Source organism: Sphingobacterium sp. KH_072, assembly GCF_057837975.1.
Genome location: NZ_CM174457.1, coordinates 389,919 through 405,841, shown reverse-complemented (window position 1 = coordinate 405,841; position 15,923 = coordinate 389,919). Strand labels below are relative to the sequence as shown.

General features: G+C 42.5%; 12 protein-coding genes. 2 read left to right on the top strand and 10 right to left on the bottom strand.

The window, feature by feature from the left end; all coding sequences use genetic code 11:
- Positions 1-4: 4 nt before the first annotated feature.
- The 9 genes from AC3IRT_RS01860 to AC3IRT_RS01820 form a co-directional block, all read right to left on the bottom strand.
- Complete coding sequence (locus AC3IRT_RS01860; protein WP_489394848.1) at positions 5-1,474, bottom strand: endo-1,6-beta-glucanase; 1,470 nt, start codon at positions 1,472-1,474, stop codon at positions 5-7.
- A 34-nt stretch (positions 1,475-1,508) separates the two neighbouring features.
- Positions 1,509-3,026 (bottom strand): RagB/SusD family nutrient uptake outer membrane protein, encoded by a 1,518-nt coding sequence (locus AC3IRT_RS01855; protein ID WP_489394847.1) that lies wholly within the window; start codon positions 3,024-3,026, stop codon positions 1,509-1,511.
- A 21-nt stretch (positions 3,027-3,047) separates the two neighbouring features.
- Positions 3,048-6,020 (bottom strand): SusC/RagA family TonB-linked outer membrane protein, encoded by a 2,973-nt coding sequence (locus tag AC3IRT_RS01850; RefSeq protein ID WP_489394846.1) that lies wholly within the window; start codon positions 6,018-6,020, stop codon positions 3,048-3,050.
- A 215-nt stretch (positions 6,021-6,235) separates the two neighbouring features.
- A complete protein-coding gene (susR, locus tag AC3IRT_RS01845; RefSeq protein WP_489394845.1) occupies positions 6,236-7,840 on the bottom strand; it encodes a SusR family glycan utilization regulator in 1,605 nt (534 codons plus the stop codon).
- 26 nt (positions 7,841-7,866) lie between these two features.
- Positions 7,867-9,246: an MBL fold metallo-hydrolase gene (locus AC3IRT_RS01840; protein WP_489394844.1), complete on the bottom strand. Its 1,380-nt coding sequence runs from the start codon at positions 9,244-9,246 to the stop codon at positions 7,867-7,869.
- A 15-nt stretch (positions 9,247-9,261) separates the two neighbouring features.
- The gene (locus AC3IRT_RS01835) at positions 9,262-10,059 is read right to left on the bottom strand and encodes a sulfite exporter TauE/SafE family protein (RefSeq protein WP_489394843.1); all 798 of its coding nucleotides are present in this window, start codon (positions 10,057-10,059) and stop codon (positions 9,262-9,264) included.
- Between the two features lie 91 nt (positions 10,060-10,150).
- Entirely contained in the window at positions 10,151-11,008 is an 858-nt protein-coding gene (locus AC3IRT_RS01830; protein ID WP_489394842.1) for an alpha/beta hydrolase family protein, read from the bottom strand.
- Positions 11,009-11,188: 180 nt separating this feature from the next.
- The gene (locus AC3IRT_RS01825; RefSeq protein WP_489394841.1) at positions 11,189-11,947 is read right to left on the bottom strand and encodes a GLPGLI family protein; all 759 of its coding nucleotides are present in this window, start codon (positions 11,945-11,947) and stop codon (positions 11,189-11,191) included.
- Positions 11,948-11,983: 36 nt separating this feature from the next.
- On the bottom strand, positions 11,984-13,132 hold the full coding sequence (locus AC3IRT_RS01820; protein ID WP_489394840.1) for a hypothetical protein: 1,149 nt from the start codon (positions 13,130-13,132) through the stop codon (positions 11,984-11,986).
- Positions 13,133-13,221: 89 nt separating this feature from the next.
- On the opposite strand from AC3IRT_RS01820, the gene AC3IRT_RS01815 reads away from it, so the two are divergent.
- The gene (locus AC3IRT_RS01815; RefSeq protein WP_489393147.1) at positions 13,222-13,500 is read left to right on the top strand and encodes a transposase; all 279 of its coding nucleotides are present in this window, start codon (positions 13,222-13,224) and stop codon (positions 13,498-13,500) included.
- The gene (locus tag AC3IRT_RS01810) at positions 13,497-14,348 is read left to right on the top strand and encodes an IS3 family transposase (protein ID WP_489393126.1); all 852 of its coding nucleotides are present in this window, start codon (positions 13,497-13,499) and stop codon (positions 14,346-14,348) included. Before AC3IRT_RS01815 ends, AC3IRT_RS01810 begins: the two co-directional genes overlap by 4 nt.
- Before the next feature lie 44 nt (positions 14,349-14,392).
- Here AC3IRT_RS01810 and AC3IRT_RS01805 read toward each other — a convergent pair whose 3' ends face one another.
- Entirely contained in the window at positions 14,393-15,802 is a 1,410-nt protein-coding gene (locus AC3IRT_RS01805) for a carboxypeptidase-like regulatory domain-containing protein (RefSeq protein WP_489394839.1), read from the bottom strand.
- Between the last annotated feature and the right edge of the window lie 121 nt (positions 15,803-15,923).

The window sequence follows — 15,923 nt, the reverse complement described above, 5'->3', positions numbered from 1 at the left end:
AATCTTATTTACTCCATTGATAAGAAACAACCGAGTTAGCCGGCACGATGTGCGTGAAATGCTTATCGCCATCACTAAAAGTCACCGATGTATCTACCGAGTTGCTATTCGCCAATACAATCGCAAAGCTATTGTCTGGATTGCGGAATGCGCTGTGTACGATTCCTTCGGGCGTTTTACCTTTTGAACCAATGCGTACCGCACCCGATTTCACCACGGCCGAAAGATGGCCAACCACGAAGTAATGGGAGTTTTTCTTGATGGTACGATAGTCGGCAGCGATATCCACCGCACCATAACAGGTAAGACAACCGCCTTCACGCGTTGGGCCGCGATCGGCATCCAACATCAAGTTCCACACAATGACGCCGCGACTCCAGTTGTTGATCGTGCCTAATCCTACCTCGCGCATATCCGCGATTAATTGCGTGCTCAATACATTTCCGTTGTTCCACGTACCGATGGAAGTTTCAGAAAAGATCAACTCTTTATCTGGGGCTTTGGCATGAATATCCAACAACTCATTGCGATCGCCACCGTAGTTATGATACGCTGCGCCCGCAATGTATTGCGATGCTTCGGTATCCTCATAGATGCGTACGGGATAACTTTGTTGATCGGCCATATTATCATAGTTGTAGTTATGATCGTAGGCATAGATCTTCGTTTGCAATCCCGCGCCGCGTAATTTAGGCCCTAAAGCTTGCTTGATGAAATCACGTTGTTCTTCCCACTTCATTACCATCGAGGCCGAATTCAAATGATTCAATGGTTCATTTTGCGGTGTGATGGAATGGATATGAATTCCGTGCGATTGCATTGCCTGAATCCAATTGACAAAATAAGTTCCGTAATCTTGGTAGTAAGCCGGATTGAGATGTCCACCGGTCCAAGATGCGTATGGAGCACGTTCTTGTAGGTTATTGATTTTCATCCACAAAGGTGCCGTCCATGGAGAGCCCATGATCTTGATATCCGGATTGATGGCCAAGATCTCTTTCATCACGGGGATGATATATTCCAGTTCTTCTTTTTGCAGGGCAAAGTTCTCGATACCAGGCTTATCGTTGAGCGTATATTCACTGAGCGAAAAGTCTGAACAGCCAATCGCAATACGCACATAGCTTTGTCCCATACCTTCCGTCGTAGAGAAGGTTTCCTTCAGGAATTGTGCACGATCTGCTGCAGACATTTTTAACAGGTTGTAAGCAGAAGATCCGGTGATCGCCGCGCCAAAACCGTCCATCGTCTGGTAGGTTTGCTGCGGATCTAAAAATAAGGTATTAGGCGATAGATTGTCATTCGCACTAAAGTTGAGGTACGTTTTCTTGAATTCCTGAATACGGTATCCGGAGGTCACGTATAAGGTCACATCGCCAGAAGTTGGCTCAGGTTCTGGAATCATTTCTGTGAACGAACTCTCGGAACCGCAGGAAAGCATTAGCAAAAAGCCTAAAGAAAATTGTAGCATCATATGTCGTTTTATCATGGTTATCATCATTTATCGGTTAATAGCCTGGGTTTTGGTTTAATTTTAAATTCTGATCCAATACGCCTTGCGGAATAGGCAACAAGTAGGAATCAGTGCTGAAAGAATATACTTGTGGACGGCGACCAGTATCACGGCCGTATACGCCATTCATCACTTCTTCTACCTTTTCCCAACGCACGAGGTCAAACCAGCGTTCGCCTTCAAAAGCCAGCTCCAGGCGTCTTTCTTTCATCAAAGCTTGTAGCAATTGATCGCGATTGTTTCGTACCGCAGCCGACAATACCGGCAAATCAACCCGTTGTCTTACTTGATCGATGATCGCTGCGGCTTCCGTCAGGTTGGTAGACGGACCGAGTAGCAACGCTTCTGCTTTCAGCAAAAGGATATCCGCATAGCGGTACTTGATAATGCTATTGAATGCCGAGCGCGTTTTGAACATGAATGGGTAATTGTTGGATGGATAATAGTTGCTCCAACCTGTTGTATAATACACGACAGATTCGCGGAAACGTACTTCATCATTTTCCGCTTGAAATACGCGAATCAAATCACGTGAGGGCGTAATCCATTTGGCCCAAGAGAATTGGTTATTGTAGTTGGACAAATCACGCCCCAACATCCAAGTCACCCAGTTACCATTACCAGCAAAGAATTGTGCTTCTAAGATCGATTCGCGCGTGTTGCGCATCTTGGCATCGGTGTTATTGCCATTCATGCCAAATAGGTTTGTAAAATCTTCTTCTAAACCAAATCCATCTGCGGCAAGCTGATCGGCATATTGCACTACTTTGGCATAATCGCGCAATGGTTTTTCGGCGTATACCTTTGCTAATAATGCTTTGGCAACGGATTTGGTAAACAGCGTTTTGTTAGCTGGATTATTTGCGGGAGCATACTCCAAAGCTTCCAATAGGTCTTTTTCAATTTGCTGATAGACTTCTTCGGTCGTATTCTGATCAGGAAAGTAATCATTGTACACATCCGTGACATTTTCGGAGGTAATGTCGCGACCTTCGATTGTGACTACCGGTACATTGCCCCAAATACGCACCATATCAAAATACACCATCGCACGGAAGATCTGTGCTTCGGCTTTGTATCTTCTGCGCTCCGCGCTAGTTAGTGACGCGTCGGTTACCGAGTCGATATTCACGATCAATCGGTTGGCTCTCGCCACATCGACCATGTAGCGATCCCAATCTCTTCCCAATACCGAGTTGGCGCCATCAATGGCATTGTTCTCAAATGGCAATACCTCGGCGCCTGTCGTACCGGCATACGCATTATCCGAATGACCTTCGGCGATTAGCAATAGATCCAAATACCAATGCTCTTGTCGGTCGCGCATTTGTTGGTAGATGGTTTGCAAATGACTCACCACCGCCGCTTTGTCTCTAAAAACGACCTCGTTTCCTTTTTCGTCGACACCTTCGGTCACATCGGAATAACTATCCAATGGATCAAGCCCTAAAGAGCAGCTGCTGGTTACCAACACACCTGCCAAAAGGATTATCGTATATATTTTCTGTATCATCAGATTTATGTTTTGTAGCAATTAAAAATCAATGTTTACACCAAGCACGTAGGATTTTGTCTGCGGATACGTTCCCCAGTCAATGCCTTGTACGGCACCACTATTTCCCCACTGATTTACTTCCGGATCCATACCGGTATAGTTGGTCCAAGTCAGCAAGTTGGTCGCTGAAATAAAAGGCTGTAAGCGTGTGATCCCCATTCGTTTCAATTTATCTGCTTGAATATTATAAGAGAAGGACAGATTTTTCAGACGAAGGAAACTACCGTTTTCGATAAAGTAGGTCGAGTTGCGCATGGTGTAATTAGCGCGTGGCACATCCGTAATTTGGCCTGGCACCTGCCATCTGTCTAAGACACGTGTCGACTGGTTCTTCCCATCGTACATACCTTCCATCTCCATACGTGAGGCGTTGAAAATATCATTGCCATACGATCCTTGTAAGAATACCGATAGGTTGAAACCTTTGTAGCTGAAGTTGTTGGTTAAGCCAAAGGTAAACTTCGGATTCGGATCGCCAATAAACGTACGGTCACTCGGTGAGATTCTGCCATCTCCGTTTAGATCACGGTAGATCATATCGCCCGTTTCGGGATCTACACCATCTGCGATGTAACCAAAAAAGCTCCCAAGTGGACGTCCCGGTGTATTACGTACAACAGGTTCATTCACTACATCGGAGGTATTTGCCGTATTGTAGATCTGCTGCAACTCCAGTTTCTCTAAGCGATTTCTGTTGAACGAGATATTGAAATCCGTCGTCCACATAAAATTTTGCACGAGGTTGCGGCTGCTCACATTGAACTCCATACCACGGTTCAGCATCTCGCCTTCGTTTCTCACTAAGGAGTTCGCTACCGAAGCTCCGGCAGGCAAGGTTACGTACATCAACATATCACGCGTGTACTTGTGGTACAAGTCAAAGTTCACCGTCAATCGGTTATTAAATCCGGTAAAATCAATACCTAGGTTAGTTTGTGTCGTCGTTTCCCAAGTCAAATCTCTTGTTCTAAGATTCGCCTGATTGATAAGCGGCAGTGCATTCTGTTGCCCCGTCTCAAACCACGGCTGGCGCTGAATATTGTAGAGTTGCAAGTACGCATAATCTCCTACGCCCGATTGGTTACCGGTTTGTCCCCAGCCACCACGGATTTTCAAATCATTCAACCAAGACACATCCGCTAGAAAATCTTCTGCAGATAACCTCCAAGCAGCCGACATGGATGGGAATACGCCCCAACGATAATCTGGGTGTAGCTTAGAAGAACCATCCGCACGGATATTTCCGGTCACGATATATTTACCATCGTAATTATAGGTAGCCCGAGCAAAGTAAGACATAATGCCCCATTGCGAAGCGCCAGTACCGGTATTGTCCCAGGCGATTCTGTTCGCTGCATTCAATGTCTGGATGTAATCGTTGATATAATGAGAACCATTGATCCAGCTATTTTGGTATTGCGAGCTTGTCCATGAACTTCCGGCCATCGCTTCGATCTGGTGTTTGTCGAAACGCTTGTTGTAGTTCAACACATTGTCGAACGTAAGCACGGTGTTCATATTACGTGCATCAGAAGCCGTACCAAATTGGCTACGCCCCCAATCGGTCATGATCGGATCCAAGAATGTCGTTGTCAATCCATTTCTGCGGTCGATCGCAAAGAGTGATTTAAACGTCAGATCCGGCGTAAACAAAATAGTGGCACTACCCGATCCTACTAAGCGATTTTCGCGACTCTTGTTGTTGCGTGTGCGCTCCATATTCTCCAGCGGATGCGTAATATTGCCTACACCGTAAAAGTTATTGTAGTATTGGTTTGGAAAATCTGGATTCCAGATTGGCGCATACGTCGGCGTATTGATGACCGATAAAATAACACCGCCCCGATTAGCTCCTGTACCGCTGACAATACCATTGTCGGTATTGTCTGAATAACTCACATTGGCATTAATCTTTAACCAGTCGCGTACATTGTTTTCAATGTTTGCGCGGAAATTATAGCGTTTGAAGAAAGCGTTGTTCAGCACGCCATCTTCGCCCAAGTAACCTCCAGAAAGGTGGTAACGCAGCTTTTCCGTACCATCGGAGATGGAAACTTGATAGTTTTGTGTCAAGCCATTTTTGTAGGTTTCGTTGAACCAATCGGTCTGATCTGTGAGGCCAGATGGCACATTGACCACGCCGATCTCTTGTTGCAAATCGCGGTATTGCGCCGTGTTGAGCACATCGATTCGGCTCGTGACTTGATTGATCGTACCTAGCGTATTGAACGCGATCTTCGCTTGACCGGCACGGCCTTGTTTGGTCGTAATTAAGATTACACCATTCGCTGCGCGAGAACCATAGATAGCGGCCGAAGAAGCGTCTTTCAGCACTTGCATATCGACAATATCGGTGGGCGCCAGAAAACTGATATTATCTACCGGCACATTATCTACAACGTACAATGGATCATTGCTTCCGTTGAAAGAAGTAGCTCCACGAATACGAATAGATGTTTGACCACCGGGCGCACCGCTAGTTTGTACGACCGATACACCGGCTGCTCTGCCTTGAAGAGCTTGTGTCGCAGATACGATCGGGCGCTCTTCCACATCTTCTAGCGATACGGAAGAAATCGCAGTGGTCACGTCTTTACGTTTGACGGAGCCATAGCCGATCACGACGATATCTTCTAATGCCGTCTCGCCGACCGCCAGCGTGATCGTCATCATATTGCCGGAAATTGGCAATTCTACTGATTGGAATCCCATGGCCGTGACGGATACGCGTGCAGAACTTCCGGGACTGGTAAAACGGAAATTACCCGTTTCGTCTGTGCTAGTTGCTCTCCCGCCAGGCAACAGAGAAACGGTGGCACCAGAAATGCCACTGCCATCTGCCGCGGAAACGACCCGCCCTTCCAATGCCGGACGATCCTGCGCCTGCACGGATAGGAAGATCCATATCCCAATAAAGGTAAGAATAAGTCGTGTTACTTTGAACGATAACATAAGTATGAATTAAATGGTATTGTAGTTTATAATGTGAAAAGCTCGTGTTGCCACTTCCCTTTTCTGGTTATGACAAAGGTATCCACAAAAGGAGGCAGATATTACGTCTTGGGAAAGGCTGCAACACAAAAAGTAACCAAAAGTGAATTTAAAACAGCTGTATATCAGTTATTTACCGAATTATGATTAGACAAAAAAGTAACGTGATTTTGGTATTATGAACCGATATTCGAGTCTTCATTACCGATATTCATCAGTAGTTTTTCGAAATTATCTTTGTCGCCAGCCACCTTGTTTCTGGTCTTCACCCGGTAGTTGTATACGGTGCGCAGCGAGTACCGAAGGAAGCCCGCAATCTTCGCATTATCGGTAATGCCGAGGCGGATCAGCGCGTAGATGCGCAATTCCGAGTTGAGATGTTCGTTGTCTTTCAGCACAATCTGCTCTTGCGGCAATAGCAATTTGTTGAATTCGGCCACGAAAGTGGGATATAAATTGATGAATATAATGTCAAAGTTGGTGTACAGATCTTCCAACTCGGCCTTGAGATAATCGCTGGATTGCAATTCTTTTTTCAGATCTCGCGTATCTTGTTGCACAACCTTTTTCAAAATCTCTTTGCGCATTACATCCATCTTGTGGATGTAGGTGGAGCAGATATCGAAAAACTGCGCAATGTAAGCTTCCTTAATGTGATCGGACTCCTGCAATCGGGTGTTGGACGATAGGAGTTGGAGATTGAGCTCCCGCAATTGGTCATTGGTTTGATCCAATGCTTTTCGAACTCGCCGCAGGCGAATCATTTGTCGGTAAATAAATAGCACACCGCCCAGCAGCACGACAGACAGTAAACTGATGGCGATCAATAGATGGAGCAGCTGCTGTTGTTGCTCTTTCTCTTTGTCGATAAATGCAGCGTGGATAATGGGATAAAATGTGGAACTTTCTATGGTGCGGAATCGCACATTGCTGAATACCGCATCATTGATAGCGCGTTCGATATACAAGCGCGCCCGATCTACATCGCCTTGCTCATAATAGCTCAGCGCAAGACTTTGCATAGAGGCATTATCTCGGATCACATTTTTGATATCGGCAATGCCCGACATGGCAAAATAAGCCGTTTGCGCTTTCATATCACCGGTTTCGCGGTAAATTAGTCCTAACAAATAGGTAATCAAAGCGCGATCTTGATGCGCATCATCCAAGCTGTCGCACAAGCGACGTAATACCGGCTTGGCCGCAGCATAATCTTTAGCATACACCGTTTTGGTGACCCAAGCGACCTGATACGGAAGTGATTGCGAATCCATAACAGAAAGCATAGAATCGCGGTAACGCTCACTTTCCTGAAAGTATGCGCGATTGTTGCTGCTCAATCCATAGTTGCTGTAAAAAGTAAGCATAGCGTGATAATAGCGCTCGGCTAAATTTTCGGGAACACCGCGCAGGGATAATTCGTCTAGCAGCTTTTTGGCTTCGACAAACTTACCACCGGCAGATAACAGCGTAGACATGGCAATTTGCGATTCCTGCTGTTTAAATTCGTCGCCTAATTTTTCGGCGATGGCTACATTCTGCTTCATGTACAGCGCCGCAGAATCGATCTGATATTTTCGATACGCTTCGTACAGTCGTGTATGGTAATCGTAACGTTTGGACAAATCATTGCCCGCACGCGATAGATCTTGCTGAATAGCTTGAATATGTTTCTTCTTGATGCCTTCATAATGATCGGCACGCAGCATCACCTCATCTAAAGCCGCCTGTACAGAGTCGAGGTTTTGACTTTTTGCCTGTCCGGCAAAAAGCATTATCATAAAAATAATCCCCCACCCTTTCATGGCTATTCCGCTGTTTTTGTCCAGTCGTTCATTCCTCCAAAATACACTTTCAGGTTCGTAAATCCCTTTGCTTGCAAGAAGGAAGAAGCAATCGCTGCCCGATCGCCACTTTGGCAATATAGCGCAATAGGCCGTTCTTTTGAGATCTGTATCAATTGCTTAGACATCGTGCCCACAAATACATGTTGTGCACCGTCAATATGCCCTTTTTTAAATTCATCGGCATTGCGCACATCCAGCAATTGTAAATTCGGTTCGGAATCAATCAACTGCTTCAGCTGCACTTTATCGACTACTTCTGTCGTTGCCGTGGCTAATGATGCTACCTCAGATGGTTCGATAAATCCTACGACATAATCCATACCGATACGCATCAATTTACGAAGCGCATCTTGAAGCTGGCTTTCTGTGATGATTAACACAATTGGTTGCTCATAATTCAGCATCCAGCCACACCAAGTAGCAAAGGAATTATTAAGCTGTATGTTCCACGTCTTCGGCACATGAGCTTCTGCAAATTCATGCTTATTGCGCACATCCACTATTTGCGCATCTTGCTTTTGATACGTTTCGAATTCTTCTAGAGAAAGTTTGGATATTGCCGGCACTTGTAACAGCAAAGGGCGTTCGCCTTTGTTGCGCATCTTCATTTCTTTGAAATAAGTCGGCGCTGCAGGTTGTCCGTCCAATAATTTTTTGACGAAATCTTCTTCATTGGATTCTTCCAAAGCCCAATTTCGCAATTTCTCATAACCGACGGTGCTGTTAGGAACGGCGCCTAACGCTTTCCCGCAAGACGAACCAGCACCGTGGCCTGGCCATACCTGCACAAAATCTGGCAGGTTGACAAAACGTTGTAAGGAAGCATACATCTGGGCTGCGCCCCGTTCTTTCGTTCCGGCGATTCCAGCGGCCACCTCCAATAAATCTGGGCGTCCCACATCACCCACAAACACAAAATCTCCGGTGAAGATCATCACTGGATGATCAGTAGCCGGATGATCAGTAAGCAATAAGCTGATGCTTTCTGGTGTATGACCGGGCGTATGAAGTATTTCAAACGTCAGGTTGCCCAACGTGATAACATCACCATGCTTCAAGCCGTGATGTGGAAATTGGTATTGCCAATCGGCTCCGCCTTCATCAGAAAGAAACATCGTAGCGCCAGTAATAGCAGCCAACTCCCGCGTTCCGCTCAGGAAATCAGCATGAATATGTGTCTCTACTAATTTGGTAATTCGGAGGTTATTTTGCTTCGCAATCTCCACATAGGTGTCCACATCGCGCTTAGCATCGATCACAATCGCCTCGCCATTGACTTGACAACCTATTATATAACTGGCCTGCGCCAGACTCTTATCATAAACCTGCTGAAAAAACATACCAGATCCCCCTAATTATAAAACCATTTCTCTAACAAAGATATAGATGCCCATGCATAGTACAAACCATCCAAAGCCGACTTTTAACTTTTGACCGTCAATTTCCTTCGCGATCCGTGCCCCGATAAAAATACCCAAGATAGATAGGAAAGAAAACAGCAGTAACAATGGCCAATTGATCGGATGATCGTCGATCTCCCAATAACCCAAAAATCCTATTAAGGAATTAAAAGCAACAATAAACAACGAAGTGCCAATCGCACGTTTCATCTCCATCCGAGCGGATACCACTAACGTAGGAATGATTAAAAATCCGCCACCAGCGCCAACCATTCCGGTCACCAAGCCTAAGACAATGCCTTTGAAGAATACCGTAACGTAATTGAATTGTTGATGTTGTACGAAATCCTCTTGCGGCCGATTGCGAATCATGGAAAACGATGCCAGCAGCATCACCAATGAAAACAACACCATCACAAAAGTTTCTTTGGGTAACGCGCAAAGCGTATCTGCAAATAAGACGTCTGGAATATTGGGCATGATGAATGTGCGCGTCGCTAACACCATGAAGATGGAGGGAATACCAAAGTACACGACGGTCTTATAATCGACCATGCCTTCGATTGCTTTACGTAATCCACCCACCAAAGCACTTGCACCTACAATAAATAGGGAATACGCCGTGGCTGTAAGCGGATCAATTCCAAGGAAATAGACTAAAATCGGTATAGTTAATATTGATCCTCCGCTACCAATAAGTCCCAACGAGACCCCGATTAAAATAGCTAGAGCATAGGCAAAAAACTCCATCATCGAAGGCGAAGTTATTTCTTTTTTACACAATCAACTAATTAACTATCAAATATTTAAAATGATAAACTATATAGATTTTGTGGGGTAAAATTTAGACGTCTGAAATAGCTTCCTCTATTTCACTTAAAAATAAATCCCAAATAGGCGTTTTGTATTTGCTCCTAAAAAAACCGAAATGACCGATGCTTTTTAATCCTAATTCTGCTGGAATCAGGTGTTTTCTTTGAATTGTAGCGTTCGAATATTTATCGGTAAGCCAATCCACAGTTGTTTTGGGTGCAAAATCATCATCCTCAGCACTAAAAGAAATTATTGGACAATGGATAGACTCATACTTTTGTTTAGCATGAGGATAGTGGTCAAATAAATAGTTCTTACTACGGCACCATTTTCTCCATTCTAATGCCATATTCTTAGGCAAGTCTTCTGACAAACCTAATCTTTTCCCTGGAAAATATCCAAATAATGCGGTGAGTGTCGGAATAAGAAAATGCCAAATGGCATACATTTTAATCATATTAAAACCTTTCCAAAATTTCCAGTATCCAGTTTGCGCAGCTAGTAATATGATGGCATCAGCAAGTTGACTAGATGGAGCTAGACCAATTAATTGTCCGCCGATGCTATGCCCTATTAGAATCAACTTGGTATCACTATGAATTCCTTTAACATACTTAATTGTAGCTTCTAAATCATTCATTGCCCATGAGGAAGCAGAAGTGTAGATTTTCTTAATTGATCCTTGTCTGGAACCACCGATACCTGCATAGTCAAACGTGTATACGTTAAAGTTTTCTACTCTTAAAAACTCAGCAAATTTCTGGTAATACTCTTTCTTCACACCGGTAGCAGAAGCTATCAAAATTGAGGCTTTTGCAGGCGCTGAACAAACAAATTCCGAAACTGATATTGGGTGATCTTCTGCCGTATTTATTGATATTTTATTCATGAATTGTATTCTATAGCCTTAAGAATAGCACTAGTGATTGCCTCAGTGTTTAAAGGTTCAAAAACAGCAGAAATAACAACTTATTATTACTGCTTAAACCAAACTCAGATTAATAAAGTATGGGATTTACTTGAAAAGTATGGACTTATTTACTATTGACGAATCGTGTTAATCCAAAAATTACTTCGCAGATTTAACTTGATTTATTAACATTGTCGCCATATTGTTTTTAGACTCGAATACTTTACTGAGCGCTAGTTTCTTATTTTTTTCTGCTTCCGATTTGGCATTTTCAAAGGCCGATTCAAATTCTGAATGGCTATCCACAAATTTCAAGCTTCGTAGAGCCGTTTGATCGAAGACGCTTTCTACTTGAAGGACAAGCCCTGGTAATCCGCTAAATATCTCTGGTCCCGACATGACAGGTATTTCTGTCGTAAACCAGACAGCATACTCTCTCAAGTTTTTAAAAATGGCTTTGGTGCATTCATAGTTTCCAATTTTACGCGTCTCGCTCGTTATCTCCCAATTTAGCTCTTTGGCGTTTCCTTCAAAATAATGCACATTCTGAACAAAGTTTTCCTTACCAAGTATAGAACCATCTGATTCACGGATAACAAACTCAATATTCCCTGCCGCATTAACATCCTTAACCTTATTCAGAGAATCTAATTTATATATAGATTGGTTGGTCTTGGTATCATGTATCAACTGGAAATAATAACTATGATTACTTAGCTGGTTCATTATTTCATTGTATTGATCCTTGTCCGGCACTTTTTTTTTCAGCGTTTCCACAATTATTGGCGAAATTGGGTTAGTCACATACTCTGCTATTAGATACCGTTTTTCTTGAGCACTAACGTATTGAGTAAATAGGCTAATAATAAATAATACAACAACAACTAGTGTACAATGGTATTTTGCTTTGTTTTTCATCTCTTAAGTTTTTAGATTTTTTTATTATTAATGGAGTTAATTGATCCGATATTTTAAAAACAGCAACATATATCTGATGGCTTGATTATTCGTGACCACCGTATTGATACCTTGGTTAATGGTGATGTAATTGTTAAAAGCGGCATTGTTGAAAACAGGCACTAAAGCGTCGATATTCCTACCCTTTATACCAAAACTGTATTTCTGTTTGCGATACTCCAGATGTACTCCAACATTCTTGCGGTCAAATCGATTACCGTATAGATTGTCTATCCAATACAAAAAATCGACTCTCCCTTCAAAGCTTCCTTTTCTGGTGATTAATTCCAGGGAAGATTTAACAGATTGCGCATCAAAAACTTGATCCAATGAGGAAACGGAGAACAGGTTACCATTGCTCCGAAGAGCAAAGTTAAGCCAGCCAGGACTTAAAGATTCCAATTTCACACCCAGTTTAGGACCACGTTGCGTCATAGTAAACTCTTGCTCTCCATTAAAGGCTGTATTGCGAGTGTGTTGATAACCCAAATCTCCAGACAAAGTCGTCGGATAGGTACTGGACAAAACTCGTCGCCCTAAATTAACACTAGCTGTTGCCGATTGCACGCGCGGAATGATCCGAGTTTCAAAATATCGGATACCAGCTTCATCCACTTCCGAGAAATTCTGTCCTACATTGTTTTGAAAATTATCGTAACTCATGACAGCCCCCCAACTACGTCCGGCAAATAAGTTAGTCCGAGAATACCCTAGTCTATAATTGTCTTGAAAGTTAACACCATTCATTAAGGCACTATTTCCCAGCGTAACGTCCATATAATTTTCGATGCGATCTACGGCGAATGCTATATCATTGACTTGATATTGTCTCTTGGCACTAGTGTACCATCTATCCAGTCTCTTATCATAGCTAATAATAACGTTATATGGAACCACCAATTGAGATTCATTTTTGATGGAATAGGTATTTAATCCTAATGATGCTTCATACTTCACATACTTATATATCTCTTGACCAGAAACCCCCACATTAAACTGTTGTGTGATCAAATCCCGTTGGTATATGAAATCATCTTGTCTCTGAGTAGCCTTTTGATCCGAAATCTTTAAATTATAATCGACCCAAGGCATTATGGTGATCCGTCGTTTGTGCTGTAATTTAGAAGAAACTGTAAAATCAGACATTGCGAATTTTGGTTGCCTGCGCAATAGCGGTTTATAATACTCCCCAAATATTGGACAGCTGATTAAATTCGATAATTTAACAGTTGAAAATGAAAAAAGAGCGTAGAAAATTCAGTCCGGTTTTCAAGACCAAAGTAGTCTTAGAAGCCCTTAAAGAAGTTAGTACCATGCAGGAACTTGCTTCCAAATACAGCCTTCATCCCACACAGATCACCGCTTGGAAACGGGAATTTCTGGAGAAAGCTGACACGGTGTTCGGTTCAGAGAAACCTACACAGAAAGAAGAGTCTAAAGAGAAAGAACTTTATTCCAAGATTGGTGAACTTCAGATCCAAGTTGATTTCTTAAAAAAGGTATTGGGGAAATGAGCATGATTGAAAGGCGCGGACTTGTTTCCCCAGGATATAAACCGCTAAGTATTGTGGGGCAGTGTAAGCTGCTGAATCTTCAGCGTAGCTTCTATTATTTCAAGCCTAAAGGTGAATCCTTGTTGAATCAGTCCATCATGAAGCTAATTGACCGCAAGTTTCTGGACTGTCCATTTTACGGTGTGGAACGGATGACTGCGTATCTCAACAAAGATCTAGGGTATCGTATAAATGCCAAGCGCGTACGGCGTTTATATCGGCTAATGAGCCTTCGGACCATTTACCCAAAGAAGAACCTAAGTAAAGCAAATGCAACACATTACAAATACCCGTACTTACTCAAAGGCTTAAAGATAGAGCGGCCAAGCCAAGTTTGGCAGGCCGACATCACTTATATTCCTATGTTTAGAGGCTTCATGTATATGTTCGCCATTATAGATGTGTATAGTCGAAAGATTGTGGGGTGGAGTATCTCTAATACCATGACGGTGGAATGGTGCAGGGATGTGCTGTTGGAAACAATAGCAGAGCACGGCACTCCTGAAGTATTCAATACCGATCAGGGTTCACAATTTACCAGTCCGATCTTTACCAAAGTCCTCAAGGATAATCGTGTGAGTATATCAATGGATGGAAAAGGAAGAGCGCTGGACAACGTGTTTATCGAAAGGTTCTGGAGGTCATTGAAGCAGGAATACATTTATTTGAACCCACCTAACGGTGGCATGGAGTTATTCCAAGGTGTGAAACGGTATGTCGAATTTTACAATACGGAAAGAAGACATCAGTCTATGGACCATTTTACCCCAAATCAGGTATTCTATCAAAATAATAAAAAAGTGTCGTAAATAAACTTAAGTTTGAACTATTGCTGTCCAGCAAAAAGGGAGTACTATAGTTCGCTTGCCTGCAAAACTTCTCGATCGTCACTGGTACGTACATACTCAAACCCCACCTTATTCTCCTGGAGTAAGCTTTTCCCATATCTTTGCTTGTGATACATTTCTTGAAAAACCCGCACATTATCTGTGCTTCCGATCGAGTTAATCGGATTAGAAATGACTGCTCCGTTGTCATACAAATTCGTCAAACTACTACGGTTATCCCGCTTCCAGATCGCATTCACATTGATATTAAATCCAAGTATTAGATTTTGATTAACCCGCCAATCTATTGCACTTTTATTTAAGATAGCGTTGAAATTATCTCTATTTCTATTTTCCTGCGACAACAGAAGATTGCCGTCTGGAGTAATATTATCAACATTTTGTGTCGCCCCTCGATTGTTAGACAAATAGTAAGTGACTGAATGAACACGATAGTTTTCTTTCTGATGTCTTATGGTCGCAGTGGATGTAGATCTAAAATCGGTAAACCGTGCTATATTGCCATCAAAAAGACTGCTCACTAGATTCTTCTCGACTGTAGAAAAAGAACCATTGCTATTAAACATCTGATTAATTTCGTTGAGTTCAAGATTTTGACTACCGAAATTGTTTGTGCTATGCGTAAAAAACGTATTAACAGGTCTAGAAAAATACAATAAGCGTCCTCTCGCCTCGTATTTATCCGACAGACCGTACGCTCCCTCGCCTTCTCCCAGCACTATATTCTTCATATTTTCCTTCGTATTAATGTTCAATAAGGTTTCCCTTCTATCCTCGAAACTAAGCGTAAATTGATCTTGAAAATTATTGCGCACACTGACATCTTCAATCATTCGTTTCTCGAGTGATTCTAGGGCAATTTTATTCTGATTTATGAAGGCCGGCGTATTATTAATATTGATCTTATCTATATTCTTCCCTTTGTATAAGATAGCTCCATCTTCACCAACCGAGAACGCTGGATGTTTGGATAATATTTCTTGCAATGTACTGTTTTCGTGTAAGCCAAGGTTCTCTATTTCAATAGCTACAGAATCGGGCTCTACATCGGATCGTTGAACTATCACTTCTTCCATAACTCTAACATCTGTTTCAAGAACAAAGTATTTTACCATCTCTTTATCATCAGGTTTAGTAAAAACATACTCCTGATTTAAGTATCCAATCGAGCGCACTGAAAGCGTAAATTTGCCCTTTTCTTTAAATGGGATAGCATAAGCGCCATTTGAATCACTGGATGCGAAGGCTACTATTTTCTTATTTTCGTCTGAAAGAATAATAGTTGCACCACTAATGTACTTTCCATTGACGTCACTAATTTTACCCTGAATATTTTCGATGCTTTGTGCGCCTGCAAATTTCAGAATGAATAGAAAGATGAGCAGCAACAAAAACTTATTAACTAGCCAAGGCATTATCATTAACCATAATAGCAATTACAAACAACACTCTTATTTAACTAAAAATATAAATACAATAAAAATAAGTTAAACAAAATTCATTTCAAGACTATTGTTTTAAGTATTAACTATAACC

What these genes read in the sequence shown, in the direction of transcription:
- AC3IRT_RS01860 (WP_489394848.1), bottom strand. Translation starts at nt 1,474, where the DNA reads ATGATGCTACAATTTTCTTTAGGCTTTTTGCTAATGCTTTCCTGCGGT.
- AC3IRT_RS01855 (WP_489394847.1), bottom strand. Translation starts at nt 3,026, where the DNA reads ATGATACAGAAAATATATACGATAATCCTTTTGGCAGGTGTGTTGGTA.
- AC3IRT_RS01850 (WP_489394846.1), bottom strand. Translation starts at nt 6,020, where the DNA reads ATGTTATCGTTCAAAGTAACACGACTTATTCTTACCTTTATTGGGATA.
- susR (WP_489394845.1), bottom strand. Translation starts at nt 7,840, where the DNA reads ATGATAATGCTTTTTGCCGGACAGGCAAAAAGTCAAAACCTCGACTCT.
- AC3IRT_RS01840 (WP_489394844.1), bottom strand. Translation starts at nt 9,246, where the DNA reads ATGTTTTTTCAGCAGGTTTATGATAAGAGTCTGGCGCAGGCCAGTTAT.
- AC3IRT_RS01835 (WP_489394843.1), bottom strand. Translation starts at nt 10,059, where the DNA reads ATGATGGAGTTTTTTGCCTATGCTCTAGCTATTTTAATCGGGGTCTCG.
- AC3IRT_RS01830 (WP_489394842.1), bottom strand. Translation starts at nt 11,008, where the DNA reads ATGAATAAAATATCAATAAATACGGCAGAAGATCACCCAATATCAGTT.
- AC3IRT_RS01825 (WP_489394841.1), bottom strand. Translation starts at nt 11,947, where the DNA reads ATGAAAAACAAAGCAAAATACCATTGTACACTAGTTGTTGTTGTATTA.
- AC3IRT_RS01820 (WP_489394840.1), bottom strand. Translation starts at nt 13,132, where the DNA reads ATGTCTGATTTTACAGTTTCTTCTAAATTACAGCACAAACGACGGATC.
- AC3IRT_RS01815 (WP_489393147.1), top strand. Translation starts at nt 13,222, where the DNA reads ATGAAAAAAGAGCGTAGAAAATTCAGTCCGGTTTTCAAGACCAAAGTA.
- AC3IRT_RS01810 (WP_489393126.1), top strand. Translation starts at nt 13,497, where the DNA reads ATGAGCATGATTGAAAGGCGCGGACTTGTTTCCCCAGGATATAAACCG.
- AC3IRT_RS01805 (WP_489394839.1), bottom strand. Translation starts at nt 15,802, where the DNA reads ATGCCTTGGCTAGTTAATAAGTTTTTGTTGCTGCTCATCTTTCTATTC.